Below are 19,582 nucleotides of genomic sequence, written 5' to 3' on the forward strand. Positions count from 1 at the left end.
TACTCTTATCATATCAGGGAATCTTCTTTTTGACTTCTAGAAGTCTCACATCTATTGTAACGCTACAAATATTTTGCAAAAAAATAAGAAAGAATATTGACAAGTATCTATCTACATGATATAGTAGATAGGTAATGCTGATTTAGCTCAGTAGGCAGAGCGCATCCATGGTAAGGATGAGGTCGCCGGTTCGATCCCGGCAATTAGCATAAATACACAGAGAAAACCCTTTATTTACAAGGGTTTTTGTTATGTTTGCCCCAAAATATTTAAAAATTCAACCATATTTGTCCAAACTAAAATAAAAAAGCATGTTAAAGCAGGATTTTTGTTCTGTTAATTCAGGACAAAATGGGTGCTAAATGCTGACAATTAGCACTCGATAGAAGAGGCTGGGACAAAAGTCCTAGCCTCTTCAATTGTTTTTGGATTTTCGAGCAAGACGCAGTGGTTGAGTGGGCTCTACTAGGCTGATTTCATCAGCTTTTACAGCCCTACTCAACTGTGCGGAGGTGGGACAACGAAATCGAATTCTAACGAATTACCGATTTCTGTCCCACTCTCTTTTTGGTTTTAAATTAGGATTTCTCCTCGTTTAAATGCAATGCTTGTGGCTCTCATAGGCGCCCAAATATGATATAATAAAAGTAATATTAGCAAGGCAGGTAAAATATGTATATCGAAATGGTGGATGAAACCGGTCAGGTTTCTCAAGAAATCATCAAGCAGACTCAGGAAATCTTGGAGTTTGCGGCTCAGAAAACGGGCAAAGAAAATAAGGAAATGGCTGTGACCTTTGTGACCAATGAGCGCAGCCATGAGCTCAACTTAGAATACCGAGATACGGATCGGCCGACGGATGTCATTAGCTTGGAATACAAGCCTGAGCTGGACATCGCTGTTGACGAAGAGGATTTGCTGGACAATCCTGAGCTAGCTGAAATGTTGGAGGATTTTGATGCTTATATCGGCGAGCTCTTCATTTCGGTGGACAAGGCGCGGGAGCAGGCAGAAGAATACGGCCACAGCTTTGAACGGGAGATGGGCTTTTTGGCGGTGCATGGTTTTCTGCATATCAATGGCTATGATCATTATACGCCAGAAGAAGAAGCAGAAATGTTTGGCTTACAGGAAGAAATTTTGACAGCTTATGGACTTACAAGACAATAACAATAACAAGCGCAAATGGAAAAATCGAGATGTCATATCTAGTTTGGAGTTTGCCCTGACGGGGATTTTCACAGCTTTTAAGGAAGAAAAGAATATGCGGAGCCATGTTCTTTCAGCTGTAGCTGCCATCATTGCAGGTTTGATTTTTCGGATTTCAGCGACGGAGTGGCTCTTCTTGCTGCTAAGTATTTTTTTGGTGATCGCTTTTGAAATCATGAATTCAGCCGTTGAAAATGTTGTGGATCTAGCTAGTGATTATCACTTTTCTATGCGGGCTAAGAATGCCAAGGATATGGCAGCTGGTGCAGTTTTGGTGGTTTCTGGTTTCGCAGTTATCACAGGTTTGATTATCTTTCTGCCAAAACTGTGGGATATTATTTTTTAGAGAAGGAATAGAACAATGACTTTTAAATCAGGCTTTGTAGCCATTTTAGGTCGACCAAATGTCGGCAAATCAACTTTTTTGAATCATGTCATGGGGCAAAAAATTGCCATCATGAGTGATAAGGCACAGACCACACGCAATAAAATTATGGGCATTTACACGACGGATAAGGAGCAGATTGTCTTTATTGACACGCCGGGAATCCACAAGCCTAAGACAGCTTTAGGCGATTTCATGGTGGAAGCAGCATACAGCACTCTGCGTGAGGTGGATACGGTTCTCTTCATGGTGCCGGCTGATGAGGCGCGTGGTAAGGGCGATGATATGATTATCGAACGCCTAAAAGCGGCTAAGGTACCAGTTATTTTGGTGGTTAATAAGATTGATAAAGTCCATCCGGATCAGCTCTTGGCGCAAATTGATGATTTCCGTCAGCAGATGGACTTTAAAGAAATCGTTCCGATTTCGGCTCTGCAGGGCAATAATGTTTCCCGTCTGATTGATATCCTTAGTGAAAATCTGGAGGAAGGTTTCCAATATTTCCCAGAAGACCAGATTACCGACCATCCAGAGCGCTTCTTGGTTTCAGAAATGATTCGCGAAAAGGTTCTACACATGACTCGTGAAGAGATTCCCCACTCAGTCGCAGTGGTTGTTGACAGCATGAAGCGAGACGAGGAGACGGACAAGGTCCATATCCGAGCGACGATCATGGTCGAGCGAGACAGCCAAAAAGGCATTATCATCGGTAAAGGTGGCTCTATGCTCAAGAAAATTGGATCCATGGCTCGACGCGATATTGAGCTCATGCTGGGAGACAAGGTCTTCCTCGAAACCTGGGTCAAGGTCAAGAAAAACTGGCGGGACAAGAAGCTGGACTTGGCGGACTTTGGCTATAATGAGAAGGAATATTAAAAAACTCTTTTAAAAGAGTTTTTTAATGTAAACCAAAAATAGAGAGAAGGCAATCACAATGTCAGAGCAGTTAATTCAAAATAGTATTTATTCGATACCAGTAATATTTGATAAATATGAATGTTATAGTATTGGTGCAACAACCGTTAATAATTTGATGAAATCAAATATTATTAAGAATGTAAAACTAGAGAGAAGTCTTGGGAATAAAAAACCAGATGTTTTAATTCTAGATGATAATAAGAACGTAATTATATATGTTGAGCAAAAGATACCAAGTAAATTTAAGAGTGCTGAGGATATTGAAGGTGCGATTAAACAAGAGATAGATGTCGCTAAAGCTTTGGGTGCACTTATTTATATTGTAAGCGACGGTGATTCTTTTATCTGGGTTAATCCTAAAACCGGGGAAAAGATTTTAGATGAGAATGGAAATGAAATTAATTTAGCAATAAAGCCAAAAGAAAATGGCAAACAAATTGTCAAGTTCATTAATGATATTTCATTATCTATTTCTGAAACAAATAATCAGTTATTGAAAAAGGAATTTTTGGATCCTACTGATTTAGCTCAAAAGATTAATAGAATTTTAAAAAATTTAACTTTTGCATCAGCAAAGATGTCTTTATATACTTTTGTTGAGTTGTTTCTCTTTAAATATTTATCAGATATTGGTGTTTTAAATGGAGAAAATAGTTTTGAATACATTGTTTCTTTATATGAAATGGAAGGATATTCTACCGCCTATGTTTTAGGGAAATACCTAGAAGGTGCTAGAGAGACGATGGTTAAATTGTTTCCAAAAGGTATGGATGGGACAAGCATTATCAATGGTAAAGTTTTTCATATTGAAAGAGATGAACAAAACGAATTTGTCAGCGTAGATAATACGGATACAGTATTTAAATCTGTTATTTTGGAATTTGAAAAATATGATAAAAAATATGGAAAATTCTTAAATATAAGTAAAGACTTCAAGTCAAAACTGTTTGAAACTTTTATGAAAAATAGCGATGACAAGAGTGATATGGGGCAGTTTTTTACACCATTAAAAATAGTAGACGAAATGGTTTCTATGGTAGATATTTCTGAGGGAATGACTATTTGCGATCCTGCTTGTGGTGTTGGAAAGTTTTTACTTGAAGCAGTTGAAAAACGTATAGAAGATAGTTATAGCTACTCTAAAGGAAAGTTAACTTCTAAAATTCGATTTTTTGGCTATGACAAGATGATGTCTGAAAAAGACGATATCACAATTATTCTTGCCAAAGCTAATACGTTAATTTATTTTTCTGAATTATTCCAGCAGAATAATAGTTTTAAAGATGTACAAACAATTGCGAAAACACTATTAAATGATTCATTCTATTTACATAAGAGTATGTTAGGTACTCTGGAAAATCTGGAAGAAAATAGATACGACCTAATTTTAGCAAATCCTCCTTATTACCAAAGTAAGGAAATGTCAGAGATGGCTAAAGCCACAGATATTTATAAGTATGGTGGTAGTGGTGTTGAAGCTCTCTTCTTAGAATGGATTATGCGTTCTGTAAAACATGGTGGTGTTGCCAATATTGTTTTACCGGATGGTATTTTTTCGAATCATGCAAATAAAAAGTTAAAAGAAAAGTTAAAAGAACTCTTTTTTATTGACGCTTTGATTTCTTTACCAGTCAACGCTTTCTTTAACACACCTAAAAAAACTTACATTTTAACCATTCGTAAGAAAACAGAGAATGAGATTGAAAATAATATCGTACAAGATTATCCTGTTTTCACTTACATTGCAGGTAGTATTGGTGAAACCTTAGATGTTTATCGATTTGATTCTGAAGAAAATGACTTAAAGCAAGCTGTCGTCAAATACAATTTTTATCGCCAATCTCAAGATAGAAATGATTTACAAGAACCATTCAAATCCTACCTTTTAGGTGATTCTAGACTAAAATTACTTCCGATTGAGGAATTAGATAGTAAGAAGAGTTGGATCATTGAAAATTGGTGGTCTGAAGAAGAAAAGATTGCTATTGGTCTAAAAAAAGAAAGACAAGTCGTTTCGATTGATGAATTCCAAGCAATGATTGATGATATGATTTCTCTTATGCAAGATTTCAAGGAGGAGTTGGAATGGTTGAAGTAGTTCAGAAAACCATTGGGGATCTTTTTGATACAGTCAGTGGTAAGTCAAAATATTCTTTGAAGTATATCACAGAACATCCAGGAGTTTATCCTGTATATTCTGCGAAAACAACTGGCGATATGACGAAAGGGTATATTGATACTTACGACTACGATTTAGAGTGTTTACAAATTACTTCAAATGGAGCAAATGCAGGAACAGTACTTTATAGAGCGAATCAAAAATTTTCAGTTGGAGCAGATACAAGAATTTATATTCTAAATGATGAATATATAGATAAGATATCTGTCAAATTTCTCTATCATATGCTTAAAAATCATCCAGAAATGCAAAATTTTTCATGGACAAATAAAGCATCTCTGTATAAATTACTTGATATTGCTGTCGATATTCCAGTAAAATTAGATGGTCATTTTGACATTAAAAAACAAGAAGAAATTGTTCGAAAGTTTGAATTAATTGAAGCACGCAAAGTAGAATTGGCTGAAAAGATTGAGGCAATCAAGTCAGTAGATGTGGATATTATGTTGGGAGAGACTCCTAAGACTACTTCAATTAAAGTTGTAGATTTGTTTGACTTGACTGTCTCAACAAATTCTTCAAAATTTACCAAGACATTTGTAAAAGAAAATACAGGGGATATACCTGTTTATGGAGCGAGTAGTGATGACTTACCAAGTTATGGTTATGTGAAAGACAATGCTGTAATTATAGACAAAGGTGGTAAACGTGAATTTCCTGTTCGCTATTTTGAAAACTGCTTGACTTACAATATAGATGGTCTTGCTGGCTATATTTTTTATCACGAGGGTCGCTTTAGTTTAAGTGAAAAAGTACGCCCGTTAGTTATAAAAGAAGAATATGCTAGTAAGGTTAATCCTTTATATTTGAAACAAGTTTTAGAACCAATTTTTCGTTCCCATGTTAAAGGGAGAAAAGGAAAAAATGGTAAAAATGAGTATACAAAGTTAAATACCTCTATGATAAAAAATTTAGAGGTCGTGCTTCCTCTTACCTCTTCAGGAGAAATTGACCTTGAAAAGCAAAATCAGATTGTAAAAAATTCTCAAACAATCCTTGAAATGAAAAATAATATTGAGAAGCAAGGATATCAGTTTATTCAATCGAATCTGGACTTTAATTCAAATGGTGTTCCATATATATATATATATATAACCTTGGCTGAATTGTTTGATTTGAAACGTGGTTTTAGTAAATATACGAAAAAATATTGCTTGGATAACAAGGGGAAGTATCCTGTCTACTCAGCTAATAATTCTGTTCCTCTTGGCTACCGAAATGATTTTGATTTTGATGGTTGTTACGCTACAATCTCTGTCAATGGTATAGCTGGAAAGATAACTATAATAAATAATAAGTTTTCTTTGAATGCTGATAGAATGATTTTAATTCCTAAACAGGAAAAAATAAACATTGATTATATTGCTTATATTTTAGAACCTCTTTTAAGACAACAGGTTAAGGGAAGAAGTGGTGAAAATGGTAGAAATGAATATACCAAAATAGAAAGAAATATAATTTTGGATACTAAAATTCCTGTTCCTTTTAATAGATTTGGTAAAATTGATTTAGAGATACAAAAGGATATAGTAGAAAAAAATTATAAAATAAAAAATATAAAAAACATCCTAGGAGAAGAAGTTGAAAAATTATTGCCAATTGAATTGAAATTTTAAGAAGGAGGAACTATGCCTGAATTACCTGAAGTGGAAACGGTTCGGAGCGGTTTGGAGCGTCTGGTTGTTGGCAAGACGATTGGGCGGGTGCAGGTTTACTATGCCAAGATGATTGGTACGGGAGTGGATGATTTTGTCCATGACTTGCCAGGTCAAACCATTGAAAAGATTGGTCGTCGGGGCAAGTATTTGCTCTTTTACCTGACGGGTGGAGTGCTGGTTTCCCATCTGCGAATGGAAGGCAAGTATCTTTTTTATCCTGATATGGTGCCTGAGCGTAAGCATGCCCATGTCTTTTTCGAGATGACGGATGGTGGGACGCTTGTTTATGAGGATGTCCGCAAGTTTGGGACCATGGAACTGTTGAGAAAGGACCAGCTGGGGGCTTATTTTGCTGCCAGAAAGCTTGGTCCTGAGCCGACAGAGGCGGACTTTCTTTTGTCACCTTTTGTTGCAGCTTTGGGTCGTTCCAAGAAGCCCATCAAACCCTATTTGCTGGAGCAGACCTTGGTCGTTGGTCTGGGCAATATCTATGTAGATGAGGCCCTTTGGCGGGCGCGGATTCATCCGGCAAGGCCAGCAGCTAGTCTGAAGCCTGCCGAAGTCAAGCGACTGCGTGAGCAGATTATAGAAGTTTTGCAGCTTGGGATTGAAAAGAGAGGATCGACCATTCGGACCTACCGCAATGCTTTGGGCGAAGATGGCACCATGCAGGATTTTCTGCAGGTCTATGGAAAGACTGGTCAGCCTTGCGCTCGCTGTGGCAGCCCGATTGAGAAAATTAAGCTGGGCGGACGCGGTACACATCTCTGTCCTCATTGCCAGAAAGCGAGGTAGCTGTCATGGTAAGAATTATTGGTATCACCGGCGGCATTGCTTCGGGTAAGTCAACAGTGACAGAGTTTTTGCGGCAGCAGGGCTACCAAGTCATTGATGCGGATCAAGTAGTGCATGAGCTGCAGGAGCCGGGGGGACGACTTTATCAAGCTCTTTTATCTACTTTTGGCTCAGCCATCTTACAGGAAGATGGGCACTTGGACCGCCCCAAGCTGGGTGCCATGATTTTTGGGAATCCAGACCTCTTGGCGCAGTCTAGCCAGCTTCAGAACGAAATTATCTGCGAAGAACTGGCTCGCAGACGAGACTTGTTGGCAGAGACAGAAACAATCTTTTTTATGGATCTTCCCTTGTTGTTTGAGTTAGAATATGATAACTGGTTTGACCAAATCTGGCTGGTGGACGTGACGGAGGAAACTCAGCTCAGCCGTCTCATGGCTCGAAATGCTCTGAATCAGGAAGAAGCAGAAAAACGCATAGCAGCTCAGCTATCTTTACAAGAAAAACGAAAGAGGGCGGACGTGCTGATTGATAATAATGCCTCGCTTGAGGAAACAAGACAGCAGCTTCGCGATGCTTTGCAGAAATTAGAAAGAAGATGATTCTATCACGGTACAAGTAAATTGGAAACATAATCTGAAAATCGCTTGGTTTGGGAACTTCCTGACAGGTGCTAGCATTTCTCTGGTCACTCCTTTTATGCCCCTTTTTGTGGAGCAGCTAGGAGCGCGTGGTCACGAAGTGGAGTACTATGCTGGTCTGGGTATTGCCCTTTCGGCTGTTTCTGCGGCCTTTCTATCTCCTGTCTGGGGCAGTCTGGCTGACCGCTATGGCCGTAAGCCGATGATGATTCGGGCTGCTACGGCTATGGTCTTTACCATGGGCGGCATTGCCTTTGTGCCCAATATTTTCTGGCTCTTAGTCTTGCGCTTTCTAAACGGCGTTTTTGCAGGCTATGTGCCCAACAGCACAGCCTTGATTGCTAGTCAGGCTCCTAAGGACAAGACGGGCTATGCATTGGGAACTTTGGCAACAGGTGTTGTTGCTGGCAATCTCATGGGTCCTTTGATTGGTGGAGTGATTGCTGAAATTTTTGGTATCCGCAATGTCTTTCTACTGATTGGCTTTTTCTTTCTGATTGCGACTCTGATGACGGCTGCTTTCATTCGAGAAGATTTTAGGCCAGTCACCAAGGAAGAGGAGATTGGCTTCGGGGAACTCATTCGTCAGATTAGGTATCCCAAGCTCTTGCCTACTCTTTTTCTGACTAGTTTTGTTATCCAGTTTGCAGCCCAGTCCATCGGTCCAATTCTCTCCCTTTACATTCGGGAGCTAGGCCAAACGGACAATCTGATTTTTGTATCTGGCCTGATTGTTTCGAGTATGGGCCTGTCCAGTATGCTGAGTTCGAGTATTTTAGGTCGTATGGGGGATCGCATGGGCAATCATCGCCTGCTGGTTTTAGCTCAGTTTTATTCCATTATCATTTACCTGCTCTGTGCTCATGCAGGCTCCCCACTCCAACTCGGATTTTATCGATTCTTGTTTGGTTTAGGAACGGGAGCCTTGGTGCCAGGAGTCAATGCTCTATTGAGTAAAATCACGCCTAAGTTTGGGATTTCTCGAATCTTTAGTTACAACCAGATTTTCTTTTATCTGGGTGGTGTCATCGGTCCCATGTCGGGTTCGGCTATTGCAGCGACAGCAGGCTATCATTCAGTCTTTTATGCTACAGCAGGTTTAGTAGCAGTCAGTCTTCTCATCAACCTTTTTTGTTTTGGAAATTTATTGAAAAAGAAGGAAATCTAGTGCGCGTTAAAATTCATTTGAAATGTTCCAGTTGTGGCAGTCAGAACTACTTGACCAGTAAGAATAGTAAAACTCATCCTGACAAGATTGAGGTATTGAAATACTGTCCCAAGGAAAGAAAAGTAACCTTACATCTTGAATCTAAGTAGATTTTATGGTAAAATAGAAAGGATTTTAAGGAGTTTTATTTATGTATAGCCTATTATTAAATATTTTAATCATTTTATCAGGTTTTATCGTCATTGCTATTTTTATGCAACCAACCAAAAACCAATCTAGTAACGTATTTGATTCTAGTGCCAACGACCTTTTTGAGCGGTCTAAAGCACGTGGATTTGAAGCTGTGATGCAGCGTCTGACCGGATTTCTGATCTTTGTCTGGTTGCTGATTGCCTTGATTTTGGCAGTATTATCTAGTAAATAAAATGGGCTCTGACTATGTCTTGGCCTTTTTTTAAAGTTTAAAAGGGGACAATATCAAGATCCCCTCATAGTATAGAAAGAAAGTATGAAAGAAGAAATTATAGAATATTTGAAAGAAAGGCAGCAGGCTAGCGTAGATGAGCTGGCGGCTGCTTTGGGGAAAGAGTCTTCCAAGGATTTTAGTAGCTTGGTCAAGACCATCTCCCAGATGGAAAGAAAGCATCAGCTTCGCTTTGATGACAAGGGGCGGATTGAGCTTTATGAGAAGAAAAAGCAGGAGCGTCTGACGCTCAAGGGTATTTTTCATGCCCACAAGAATGGCTTTGGCTTTGTCACCCTGAATGAGGAAGAGGATGACGTCTTTGTCGGCCGTAATGATGTCAATCATGCCATTGATGGCGATACAGTGGAAGTAGTCATTACAAAGGTGGCAGATCGCATCAAGGGAACATCAGCTGAGGCTAAGATTATCGATATTTTGGAGCACAGCCTGACCACCGCAGTTGGTCAGCTGGTTTTGGATGAGGAAAAGCCCAAGTATGCCGGCTATATTCGCTCGAAAAATCAGAAGATCAGCCAGCCTATATATGTTAAAAAACCAGCCTTAGTTCTGGATGGTACAGAGGTCCTCAAGGTAGCGATTGACAAATATCCGACCAAGAAACACGATTTCTTTGTGGCCAGTCTGATTGATGTGGTCGGTCATGTCAATGATCCAGGTATTGATGTACTGGAAGTGCTGGAGTCCATGGACATAGTCTCCGAGTTTCCAGACAAGGTCTTAGAAGAGGCTGAGCGAGTTCCGGATGCACCTTCAGAGAGTGATTTGGAAGGGCGTTTGGACCTGCGCAATGAGATTACCTTCACCATCGATGGAGCGGATGCCAAAGACTTGGACGATGCTGTCCATATCAAGCGCCTGAAGAATGGCAACTTTGAGCTGGGTGTCCATATTGCGGATGTGTCCTACTATGTCAAGGAAGGTTCTGAGCTGGACAAGGAAGCCCTCAATCGAGCAACTTCTGTCTATGTGACCGACCGCGTGGTACCCATGCTGCCGGAGCGCCTGTCCAACGGTATCTGCTCCCTCAATCCCAATGTGGATCGGCTGACCCAGTCGGCGATCATGGAGATTGATGCCAAGGGGCGCGTGGTCAAGCATACCATCACCCAAACTGTTATCAAAACGACCTTCCGCATGACCTACAGTGATGTCAACGACATCATCGCTGGGGACCAGGAAAAGGCTGGGCAGTTCAAGGCCATTGTTCCTAGTATTGACAGCATGGTCCAGCTGCATGAGATTCTGGAAAGCATGCGCTTTAAACGCGGTGCGCTCAACTTTGACACCAATGAAGCCAAAATTATGGTCAACAAAGAAGGTCGGCCTGTGGATATTGTCCTGCGTCAGCGGGGGATTGCTGAGCGCATGATTGAGTCCTTTATGCTGGTGGCGAATGAGACGGTGGCTGAGCATTTTGCTAAGTTAAATCTGCCCTTCATCTATCGGATCCACGAGGAGCCTAAGGCTGAGAAGGTGCAGAAGTTTATCGATTATGCCTCTAGCTTTGGGATTCGGATATACGGGACGGCTAGCTCTATGACTCAGCAGGCTCTGCAGGATATTATGGAGGCGGTCAAAGACCAGCCTTATGAGGATGTCCTGTCCATGATGCTTTTGCGCTCCATGCAGCAGGCTCGCTACTCTGAGCACAATCACGGCCACTATGGTCTGGCAGCAGAGTTTTATACGCATTTCACCAGTCCGATTCGCCGCTATCCAGACCTTTTGGTTCATCGGATGGTGCGGGATTATGGCGAATCTAAGGAAATAGCAGAGCATTTTGAGCAAGTGATTCCAGAGATTGCCAGTCAGTCTTCCAGTCGGGAGCGTCGAGCTATCGAGGCCGAGCGTGAAGTCGAAGCTATGAAGAAGGCTGAGTACATGGAAGAATTTGTCGGAGAAGAGTTTGACGGCGTGGTTTCAAGCGTGGTTAAGTTTGGACTCTTCGTCGAACTGCCCAATACGGTCGAGGGCTTGATTCATGTTACCAACTTGCCAGAGTTTTACAGCTACAATGAGCGGACTATGACTCTGCAAGGAGAAAAGTCTGGTGTGGTCTTTAAGGTAGGTCAGCAAATTCGCATCAAGCTGGTCCGAGCGGATAAGGCTACGGGCGAGATTGACTTTGAATACCTGCCAAGTGAATTTGACATGGTAGAAAAAACCAGCAAGACTGGCAGAGGCAAGTCAGGTAGAAAGAAACGCCGTGAGGATGATAAGCGCAGCCATTCTGCCAAAGAAAAAGGCTACAGAGATAAGAAAGATAAGAAGTCCAAGAAAGGCAAGAGCCAGAAGGCATTTTACAAGGAACTAGTCAAGAAAGGAGCCAAGCATGGCAAAGGGAGAAGGAAAGGTCGTCGCGCAAAATAAAAAGGCCAGACACGACTACACCATCGTGGATACCATCGAGGCTGGCATGGTGCTGACCGGTACGGAAATCAAGAGCGTCCGAGCTGCTCGTATCAATCTCAAAGACGGCTTTGCCCAGATCAAGAACGGCGAGGCCTGGCTCAGCAATGTCCATATCGCGCCTTATGAAGAGGGCAATATCTGGAACCAAGAGCCTGAGCGTCGCAGAAAGCTGCTGCTGCATAAGAAGCAGATCCAAAAGCTGGAGCAGGAGACCAAGGGAACTGGCATGACGCTGGTGCCGCTTAAGGTCTATCTCAAGGACGGTTATGCCAAGCTCCTCCTGGGCTTAGCCAAAGGGAAGCACGACTATGACAAGCGCGAGTCCATCAAACGCCGCGAGCAAAACCGCGACATAGCAAGACAGATGAAAAACTTTAATACAAGATGAAAGACTGGGCGACCGGTCTTTTTTAGGTTTCAACTGTGACTTTGGATTTATGGTATAATGGGAGGGATGAGTGTTTAGAGTGAATACTTTTGGTTAATGATTAATGAAAAGATGGAGTGACTCTGAAGAATATCAAAATATATGACTAAATGAATTAAAATCGGTGGTAAGAAAAATGAAACTCAATAAAAAATTTCTTATATTTTTTGGAGGACTTCTTCTAACTTCAGTAGTTTTCTTGACTTTTTTATTAGGTGAACGAAAAAAAGATTATGTAGGAGAACCTGATAGCGATTATATTATTGAAGATATAAAGGTCTTTGATGATAATAAGTTTGTATTCGCTTCTAACAAAAGAAATGTGGAATATGGAATATCTTTTCGATACAGTCAAAATTATATAGTAGATTTTTCAAACTATTATCTTCTTGTAGATAGCGATGCTACCTCACCTAAAGTTGGCAAAGAGGAGTATTTCAAGATAAAGATTTATGATTTACATAATCCGTCTAATGTAGCTAGTAAGGAAGTAAATCTTTATGATTTGATGGAGAAAGAAAATACTTATCGGGTAGTACAGTACTATGATCCATTCACAAGGAATGGAAAAGACTATTTGCCAATCTGGATGGTTTCATATGAAAAAGGCAAGGCGGAAAAAAATAAATACGTTATTTTTTCACTAGATACAGGTAAAATTGAAAAGGAGATGTCAGAAAAAGAAATCAAACAACTTTTGGAGCAAAAGGAAACTAAGGTTTATTCAAAAGAAACTTTATACGAATCTATGGATTGGGGTAGAGGTGGAATAGGAGAACAGATTAGAAATGAATTATTAAAGTACGGTATAGAGAAGGTTACAGGATACTTAGTGCAATCATTTGATAAAGATGATTCTGTAGATGTTTCAGGAACCAACTTCTCTAAGCTATATCCAGAAATTTCAAAAAACATGAAAGAAATGAATAAAATCTATTTCCGTCCAGAGCAATACAATGAGGAAGAATGGTTTAACGATTTAATCCATTGGTTTGCGCCCGAAGGTCAGGATGTAATGGAACTTTATGCCACAGATGAAACAACTGGAGAGAAAACACAGATTCGATCTTTTAATGATTTCAAGCAGTGGGTTGAAACTCATCCACAAAAAGAGAAATAGAAACAATAAGAAGAAAGGTAAAAAAATGATAAGAAAACTATTGTTAAGTCTTCTTTCTTTAGCGGTCTTGGGACTTGCCATATTTGCTTGGCAGTGTCATTTAAAACAAGATCAGCTTCAAAAAGCTAAGGAAGAAAGAGAAACTTATGAATCCTTAAATTATTATACAGGAACTTTTACTATTGATGATTATTCTTTTCTTGAAAATGGTACAGGGGTAGCTGTTCATTGGAAATCAGAAAATCCAGAGGAAGATGCTTTAGTTCGCAAGTATGCTACTCTACCGGCAACCTCAGAGAATCCAACGCATGTGACACGTGGTGCGCATAATCCCAACTATATTGTTCGAGAAAATATCAAACTTCCTTCAATGCCGAATATTATTGATAAAAAAAATGAAGGTAACTATTATACCTTATCCATTTACCATATTAAGAATCAACAGTTAGAAGGTTATAAAGAAGATTTGTATAAATTAGTTTCAGACTATAATTCTCGATATTTACCTAGAGGAATAGAGGAAACATTAACTGTCATTGATGGAAATAATTATTTGTCTATTTATGCCTCTGAGTCTGGGGAACATGATAAGTTTCAAACTCTTTGGTACAATCTTGATACTCGAAAAATTGAATGGGAAGATAATAAGACAGCACAATACCAAAGTCCCACCTTTAATTTTAAACTAAATACGCAACAATTTGACGAAAAGTTGGGAAATTTTAAATTTCCTATTACATATCCTTTAGGCGAAGCTGTGGATACAAGTTGGATTCGAAATATCTTGATGGCGCAAACAGACCCAAAGGCAGCGGCATTATTGGAAAAAACGAACTCTCAACTTTATATACTTGATAAGAGCGTTAAAGACTATCTAGAGTTTTATAGTCTGTTAGTTCCTTCGAATACAGACTTATATGAAGGTGTAATTCCAGCAAGTATCAGTAAAGATGGATTGGAACATCCTTTTAACTCTAAAGAGGAATTCAACCAGTTTTATGATGAGAGTAAGGATAAGGAATTAATGAAACAAAAACAGAATAAATCCATTTTACAAGAAAGGGTATACTGATGAGTCGTAAAGAGATAGATGCTGAAAAGTAAAAGAAAGTAGACTTCCTATATGAGAAAGAACTGGCTGATGGACCAGTTCTTTCTTTTTGCAGGGAAAGCTGTTCAATTTGCCACTTGTCAAGTCTGTGCTTTTCGAGTATGATAAAGAAAGTTAAATTATTCGGAGCTTGGCTTTTAGAGAAAGGATTATTTATGACAGAAGAATTGCTAGCTTATAAACGCATGCCGTTGTGGACGGCTGAGACCATGCCCGAAGCAGTCAAGAAAAGGCACAATACCAAAGAGGGAACCTGGGGTAAAATCACGGTTCTCAAAGGACGACTTAAGTTTGTTGAGATGTCAGAGGAGGGTGAGGAGTTGGCTGAGCACATCTTTGAGGCTGGTCAGGACAATCCTTTTGCTCAGCCCCAAGCTTGGCATCGGGTCGAAGCTCTGACGGATGATTTGGAGTGGTATTTGGAATTTTACTGTCGGCCTGAGGATTACTTCCCTAAGAAATACGGCAGCAATCCAGTTCACTCAGAGGTTTTGGAAGCCATGCAGACGGTCCGGCCAGGACGGGCCTTAGATCTAGGCTGCGGTCAAGGTCGCAATGCCCTCTTTCTGGCCAAGCAGGGCTTTGAAGTAACGGCTGTAGATCAGAATGAGCTGGCACTGGAGATCTTACGTAGCATTGTCGAGCAGGAAGATTTGGATCTGCCAGTGGGTACCTACGATATTAACTCAGCTAGTCTGACCCAGACTTATGATTTGATCGTTTCTACCGTTGTTCTGATGTTCCTGCAGGCGGAGCGGATTCCAGATATTATCCGCAATATGCAAGAGCACACAGCGCTTGGTGGCTACAATCTCATCGTCTGTGCCATGGATACAAAAGACTTCCCATGCTCTGTGCCCTTTCCTTTTACTTTTAAGGAAGGTGAGCTTGCTGAGTATTACAAGGACTGGGAGCTAGTCAAGTATAATGAAAATCCTGGCCACCTCCATCGCCGTGATGAAAACGGCAATCGGATTCAACTCCGCTTTGCGACTATGCTGGCTAGAAAAGTGAGATAAATTCTTTAAGCTCAAGTCGGCTCTGCTAAAATCTCTAGTGAATTGCTTATAAATATTTTATAGCAGGATGTTTTCTGATAAGATAAAAAATAATAGCCTTTCCTCTAAATAAGATGGGGCTATTTTTTGTTTATCTGCTCTGATTCGAGAAAAAAGTAGAGGAAATATAGATTAGATAAAAAATATACACAATTTTGTGTAAACGCTTGCAAAAAGATTAGAAAGAGAGTATACTAAAATCGGAATGTTAAGGTATTACGGTTTATGTTGTTTAGACTGGGAGTTGATTCCAGCCTGCAGATAGTCAAAAGGAGATAGACTATGAAGAAAATACTGCTCAAACTAATGTTCCTTGCGATGTTAGTTGCTCTCTTACCTATTCATATTGCGCAGGCTTGTTCTGCTTTCATTGTCGGTAAAGACTTGACAGCAGATGGCTCTACACTATTCGGTCGGACAGAAGACTATCCTTATGCACCTGATGGTGGCCGGCACAATCAAAACTATGTTGTTGTGCCAGCAAAGACCTATAAAGATGGCGATAAGATAGAAGATGAGTCAAATGGCTTTACCTATCCGCATTTGGCGAATGAAATGAAATACACAGCTGTCTACGACTCTGATCGTGACAACGGAAGTAACGGAAACTTCGCTGCGCATGGCTTTAATGAACTTGGTGTAGCTATGACAGCGACCGTTTCAGCAACACCAAATGATAAAGTGCTAAAAGAAGATCCACTTGTAAAAGATGGTCTTCCAGAAGCATCATTAGTTGACCTTGCTTTGCCTCGTGCAAAAACAGCACGTGAAGTTATTGAGACAGTTGCGAAAGTTCTGGATGAAAAAGGATCAGCAGAAGGAAATATAATCGTTGCAGCAGATAAGAATGAGCTATGGTATATGGAAATCCTGTCTGGTCACCAATATGTAGCCATCAAATTCCCAACGAATAAGTATGCTGTCTTTGCGAACACTTACTATCTTGGTCACGTTGACTTGAACGATAAGGAAAATGTCATTGCTTCTAAAGATGTGGAAGAAGTAGCTAAAAAAGCAGACAACTATAAGACCGACAAAGATGGCAACTTTATGATTGCTAAATCTTACGGACCTGATGAATACATGGAACGTAACCGTTCACGGACCTATGCAGGTATCAAGTGGATGGATCCGCAAGCAAAAGTAAATTATGATGATGAAGCTTTTGATCTCTTGCGCGAACCAACTGATCCAAATAAGAAATACACGGTTCATGATGTGATCGCGGAACAAAGAAATCGTTTTGAACACTTGCCAGAATATAAAGCAGATGACTTAGTTGAAGTCGGTAAGAAGATCGATGGCAATGTTTACAAATATGCTCTAGGTAACGAAAACGTAATCGACGCCCACGTTTATCAAATCAAACCAAACCTGCCAACTGCCTTTGGTGGTGTTATGTGGCTGGGTCTGGCACAAAGTCGCAACACACCATATGTGCCATTCTATGGTAATGTAGAAGATACTTACGAAGCTTTCAAGAACCGTTCTACTAAATATGACGGAAAATCTTGGTATTGGACTGTTTGGCATATTGACCAAATGGTTATGAAATATCCAGAAATCTTTGGTAACAGCATCCAAGAAAAATGGAAAGAAAAAGAAGCTGAATGGGATAAAGAACAAACCGAACGTGATGCCAAATATGCAAACTACACAGATGAACAAGCCAAAGCCGCTGGACCAGAAGTGACGAAGGAAGCCTTGGAACGCTCAGAAAAAATCTTTAAGGAAATCAAAGCAGTCGAAGCAGAGATGGAAGAAAAGATTAAGAAGGAAAAAGGTAAAGATGCGGATCTGGTTTATGAGGGTTATAACAAAGCAAACTTGTTAGCAGAATACAAAAATAGCAAGAAAGACGGTCAATCAGAACAATCTGAAACCAAGAAGGGTGATTCTAATCAGTATGGTATGTTACTGATTATCGCTTTGGTTGTGATTATTCCTGGATTTATTGCATTCAGACGATCTAACAAGAAAAAAGATCAAAACTAAATTTTAAACTCAAGCCAGAAATGTTGATTTCTGGCTTTTTTCCTCTCTCAGATAATAAACTTATATCCTAAAATACTTAGTAAGGAGATGAGAATAGAAGATTAGAATTGTCAAAAAACTAGGCTCCATCTTGCTTTTAGCGGTAAATTGCTATAAAATAGATAGGGTTAAACATCAATACTTTTATATTGCAAATAGGAGAAAAGATGACAAAAAAATTAAAACGTCCAGAGGTGCTTTCACCAGCTGGTACGTTAGAAAAGTTAAAAGTAGCTGTTCGCTATGGGGCAGATGCTGTTTTTATTGGTGGTCAAGCCTATGGTTTGCGCAGTCGTGCGGGTAACTTCACTTTTGAGCAAATGGAAGAAGGTGTCCAATTTGCGGCTGAGCATGGTGCCAAGGTCTATGTCGCAGCTAATATGGTCATGCACGAAGGAAACGAAGCAGGTGCTGGAGAATGGTTCCGTCGTTTGCGAGACATCGGGATTGCGGCCGTTATTGTTTCTGACCCAGCCTTGATTGCGATTGCAGCTTCTGAAGCACCTGGTCTGGAGATTCACTTGTCAACTCAGGCTAGTGCAACCAACTATGAGACGCTTGAGTTTTGGAAAAATCTTGGTTTGACACGGGTCGTTTTGGCGCGTGAGGTTTCTATGGCCGAGCTAGCTGAGATTCGTAAGCGTACCGATGTAGAAATCGAAGCTTTCGTTCACGGGGCTATGTGTATTTCTTACTCTGGCCGTTGTACCCTTTCCAATCACATGAGTATGCGTGACGCCAACCGTGGTGGCTGCTCACAATCTTGTCGCTGGAAATATGATTTGTACGACATGCCTTTCGGACAAGAACGCAAGAGTTTGAAGGGGGAAATTCCAGAAGAATTTTCTATGTCAGCTGTTGATATGTCCATGATTGACCGGATTCCTGATATGATTGAAAACGGTGTTGATAGTTTGAAAATCGAAGGCCGGATGAAGTCTATTCACTACGTTTCTACAGTGACCAACTGCTACAAAGCAGCCGTGGATGCTTATTTGGAAAGCCCAGAAAAGTTTGAAGCTATTAAGCAAGATCTAGTAGATGAAATGTGGAAAGTAGCCCAACGTGAGCTAGCAACTGGTTTCTACTATCATACGCCAACTGAGAATGAGCAGCTTTTCGGAGCCCGCCGTAAGATTCCAGAATACAAATTTGTAGCAGAAGTAGTTGCTTATGATGAGGCTACACAAACTGCGACCATTCGCCAGCGGAATGTTATCCATGAAGGCGATCAGGTAGAATTCTACGGACCTGGTTTCCGCCATTTTGAAACCTATATTACTGACCTCCATGATAATCAGGGCAATAAGATTGACCGCGCGCCGAATCCAATGGAATTGCTGACGATTACCGTTCCACAGCCAGTCCAACCTGGTGATATGGTCCGTGCCCGCAAGGAAGGCTTAATCAATCTATACAAAGAAGATGGCAGCAGTGTGACTGTTCGTGCTTAATTCGGAGCAAAGTCTGGAGGAATTTACTAGTTAAGCAAGACTTACCTGCGTTGATGCGAATTGATAGCAGAACTAATTATCCTATAAATTCTGCCATTGACTTTCAAAGATAAAAAACTCTTCAAATCGCTTTTGATTTGAAGAGTTATTTTTTTGATTTGCGACTTTCGAGCCGAATATCTTTTTTTTGAGCTTCACGGATGTTATTGGGGACCAGACTGATGCGCTGGATATCAGGTACACGGATGATGGTTGTCATGCTTTTTTTGAAGTTCTTGACAATTAACTGCTGGCGGTCACGGTCATATTTGACAATATCGCCAGTAAAATTCTTATCCAGAAAAATAACATGGACACCAGAATTTTTCCGCAGAGCCAAGTCAATGGTCTGCAGGATGTGACTGTTGTCGTCCTCTTCCTTATCTGTCTTTTTATAATTGATAAACTCATTAGTCTTTTGTAAAATCATTTCGAGATATTTTTTCATAGCTAAAATCTCCATAACTTGTTACAATATATTATATAA

General features: G+C 40.3%; 18 protein-coding genes and 1 tRNA gene. 18 read left to right on the plus strand and 1 reads right to left on the minus strand.

All coding sequences use genetic code 11. From position 1 onward, the window contains the following. Positions 1-136: 136 nt before the first annotated feature. The 18 genes from FXF62_RS06235 to FXF62_RS06325 all read left to right on the plus strand — a co-directional run bounded on the left by FXF62_RS06235 (position 137) and on the right by FXF62_RS06325 (position 19,056). Positions 137-209 (plus strand) — tRNA-Thr (locus tag FXF62_RS06235). A 463-nt stretch (positions 210-672) separates the two neighbouring features. Beyond that, positions 673-1,170, plus strand: a complete 498-nt coding sequence (ybeY, locus tag FXF62_RS06245; protein ID WP_149518089.1) for an rRNA maturation RNase YbeY — start codon at positions 673-675, stop codon at positions 1,168-1,170. Beyond that, the gene (locus tag FXF62_RS06250; RefSeq protein WP_149518090.1) at positions 1,151-1,555 is read left to right on the plus strand and encodes a diacylglycerol kinase family protein; all 405 of its coding nucleotides are present in this window, start codon (positions 1,151-1,153) and stop codon (positions 1,553-1,555) included. Before ybeY ends, FXF62_RS06250 begins: the two co-directional genes overlap by 20 nt. A gap of 15 nt (positions 1,556-1,570) precedes the next feature. Continuing rightward, the gene (era, locus tag FXF62_RS06255; RefSeq protein WP_149518091.1) at positions 1,571-2,470 is read left to right on the plus strand and encodes a GTPase Era; all 900 of its coding nucleotides are present in this window, start codon (positions 1,571-1,573) and stop codon (positions 2,468-2,470) included. Between the two features lie 58 nt (positions 2,471-2,528). Next, positions 2,529-4,610: an HsdM family class I SAM-dependent methyltransferase gene (locus FXF62_RS06260; RefSeq protein WP_149518092.1), complete on the plus strand. Its 2,082-nt coding sequence runs from the start codon at positions 2,529-2,531 to the stop codon at positions 4,608-4,610. Beyond that, the gene (locus FXF62_RS06265; protein WP_149518093.1) at positions 4,598-6,307 is read left to right on the plus strand and encodes a restriction endonuclease subunit S; all 1,710 of its coding nucleotides are present in this window, start codon (positions 4,598-4,600) and stop codon (positions 6,305-6,307) included. The genes FXF62_RS06260 and FXF62_RS06265 overlap by 13 nt, the downstream gene beginning before the upstream one ends. A gap of 12 nt (positions 6,308-6,319) precedes the next feature. After that, positions 6,320-7,144: a DNA-formamidopyrimidine glycosylase gene (mutM, locus tag FXF62_RS06270; protein WP_149518094.1), complete on the plus strand. Its 825-nt coding sequence runs from the start codon at positions 6,320-6,322 to the stop codon at positions 7,142-7,144. Between the two features lie 5 nt (positions 7,145-7,149). Further along, positions 7,150-7,746: a dephospho-CoA kinase gene (gene coaE / locus FXF62_RS06275; protein ID WP_149518095.1), complete on the plus strand. Its 597-nt coding sequence runs from the start codon at positions 7,150-7,152 to the stop codon at positions 7,744-7,746. 4 nt (positions 7,747-7,750) lie between these two features. Then, positions 7,751-8,953, plus strand: a complete 1,203-nt coding sequence (locus FXF62_RS06280) for a multidrug efflux MFS transporter (RefSeq protein WP_316578649.1) — start codon at positions 7,751-7,753, stop codon at positions 8,951-8,953. Then, the gene (gene rpmG, locus FXF62_RS06285; protein WP_005590723.1) at positions 8,953-9,102 is read left to right on the plus strand and encodes a 50S ribosomal protein L33; all 150 of its coding nucleotides are present in this window, start codon (positions 8,953-8,955) and stop codon (positions 9,100-9,102) included. Before FXF62_RS06280 ends, rpmG begins: the two co-directional genes overlap by 1 nt. A gap of 41 nt (positions 9,103-9,143) precedes the next feature. Continuing rightward, positions 9,144-9,377 (plus strand): preprotein translocase subunit SecG, encoded by a 234-nt coding sequence (gene secG, locus FXF62_RS06290; RefSeq protein ID WP_015605442.1) that lies wholly within the window; start codon positions 9,144-9,146, stop codon positions 9,375-9,377. 84 nt (positions 9,378-9,461) lie between these two features. Beyond that, positions 9,462-11,810 (plus strand): ribonuclease R, encoded by a 2,349-nt coding sequence (rnr, locus tag FXF62_RS06295; RefSeq protein WP_149518097.1) that lies wholly within the window; start codon positions 9,462-9,464, stop codon positions 11,808-11,810. Beyond that, positions 11,773-12,240 (plus strand): SsrA-binding protein SmpB, encoded by a 468-nt coding sequence (smpB, locus tag FXF62_RS06300; protein WP_002894882.1) that lies wholly within the window; start codon positions 11,773-11,775, stop codon positions 12,238-12,240. Before rnr ends, smpB begins: the two co-directional genes overlap by 38 nt. A 175-nt stretch (positions 12,241-12,415) precedes the next feature. Then, a complete protein-coding gene (locus FXF62_RS06305; RefSeq protein WP_149518098.1) occupies positions 12,416-13,399 on the plus strand; it encodes a hypothetical protein in 984 nt (327 codons plus the stop codon). Then, a complete protein-coding gene (locus tag FXF62_RS06310; protein ID WP_262881603.1) occupies positions 13,305-14,471 on the plus strand; it encodes a hypothetical protein in 1,167 nt (388 codons plus the stop codon). The genes FXF62_RS06305 and FXF62_RS06310 overlap by 95 nt, the downstream gene beginning before the upstream one ends. Positions 14,472-14,665: 194 nt before the next feature. Beyond that, a complete protein-coding gene (tehB, locus tag FXF62_RS06315; protein WP_149518099.1) occupies positions 14,666-15,529 on the plus strand; it encodes an SAM-dependent methyltransferase TehB in 864 nt (287 codons plus the stop codon). 321 nt (positions 15,530-15,850) lie between these two features. Continuing rightward, on the plus strand, positions 15,851-17,563 hold the full coding sequence (locus tag FXF62_RS06320) for a C69 family dipeptidase (protein ID WP_149518100.1): 1,713 nt from the start codon (positions 15,851-15,853) through the stop codon (positions 17,561-17,563). A 206-nt stretch (positions 17,564-17,769) separates the two neighbouring features. Then, complete coding sequence (locus tag FXF62_RS06325) at positions 17,770-19,056, plus strand: peptidase U32 family protein (RefSeq protein WP_149518101.1); 1,287 nt, start codon at positions 17,770-17,772, stop codon at positions 19,054-19,056. Between the two features lie 145 nt (positions 19,057-19,201). On the opposite strand, the gene FXF62_RS06330 is transcribed toward FXF62_RS06325, so the two are convergent. Further along, positions 19,202-19,558: a hypothetical protein gene (locus FXF62_RS06330; RefSeq protein ID WP_149518102.1), complete on the minus strand. Its 357-nt coding sequence runs from the start codon at positions 19,556-19,558 to the stop codon at positions 19,202-19,204. Positions 19,559-19,582: the final 24 nt, after the last annotated feature.

This window comes from Streptococcus cristatus, from assembly GCF_008369405.1.
GTDB lineage: Bacteria > Bacillota > Bacilli > Lactobacillales > Streptococcaceae > Streptococcus > Streptococcus cristatus_G.

Excerpts from the sequence above, each read along its gene's own strand:
- ybeY (WP_149518089.1), top strand. The coding sequence starts at position 673 with ATGTATATCGAAATGGTGGATGAAACCGGTCAGGTTTCTCAAGAAATC.
- FXF62_RS06250 (WP_149518090.1), top strand. The coding sequence starts at position 1,151 with ATGGACTTACAAGACAATAACAATAACAAGCGCAAATGGAAAAATCGA.
- era (WP_149518091.1), top strand. The coding sequence starts at position 1,571 with ATGACTTTTAAATCAGGCTTTGTAGCCATTTTAGGTCGACCAAATGTC.
- FXF62_RS06260 (WP_149518092.1), top strand. The coding sequence starts at position 2,529 with ATGTCAGAGCAGTTAATTCAAAATAGTATTTATTCGATACCAGTAATA.
- FXF62_RS06265 (WP_149518093.1), top strand. The coding sequence starts at position 4,598 with ATGGTTGAAGTAGTTCAGAAAACCATTGGGGATCTTTTTGATACAGTC.
- mutM (WP_149518094.1), top strand. The coding sequence starts at position 6,320 with ATGCCTGAATTACCTGAAGTGGAAACGGTTCGGAGCGGTTTGGAGCGT.
- coaE (WP_149518095.1), top strand. The coding sequence starts at position 7,150 with ATGGTAAGAATTATTGGTATCACCGGCGGCATTGCTTCGGGTAAGTCA.
- secG (WP_015605442.1), top strand. The coding sequence starts at position 9,144 with ATGTATAGCCTATTATTAAATATTTTAATCATTTTATCAGGTTTTATC.
- rnr (WP_149518097.1), top strand. The coding sequence starts at position 9,462 with ATGAAAGAAGAAATTATAGAATATTTGAAAGAAAGGCAGCAGGCTAGC.
- smpB (WP_002894882.1), top strand. The coding sequence starts at position 11,773 with ATGGCAAAGGGAGAAGGAAAGGTCGTCGCGCAAAATAAAAAGGCCAGA.
- FXF62_RS06305 (WP_149518098.1), top strand. The coding sequence starts at position 12,416 with ATGAAACTCAATAAAAAATTTCTTATATTTTTTGGAGGACTTCTTCTA.
- FXF62_RS06310 (WP_262881603.1), top strand. The coding sequence starts at position 13,305 with ATGCCACAGATGAAACAACTGGAGAGAAAACACAGATTCGATCTTTTA.
- tehB (WP_149518099.1), top strand. The coding sequence starts at position 14,666 with ATGACAGAAGAATTGCTAGCTTATAAACGCATGCCGTTGTGGACGGCT.
- FXF62_RS06320 (WP_149518100.1), top strand. The coding sequence starts at position 15,851 with ATGAAGAAAATACTGCTCAAACTAATGTTCCTTGCGATGTTAGTTGCT.
- FXF62_RS06325 (WP_149518101.1), top strand. The coding sequence starts at position 17,770 with ATGACAAAAAAATTAAAACGTCCAGAGGTGCTTTCACCAGCTGGTACG.
- FXF62_RS06330 (WP_149518102.1), bottom strand. The coding sequence starts at position 19,558 with ATGGAGATTTTAGCTATGAAAAAATATCTCGAAATGATTTTACAAAAG.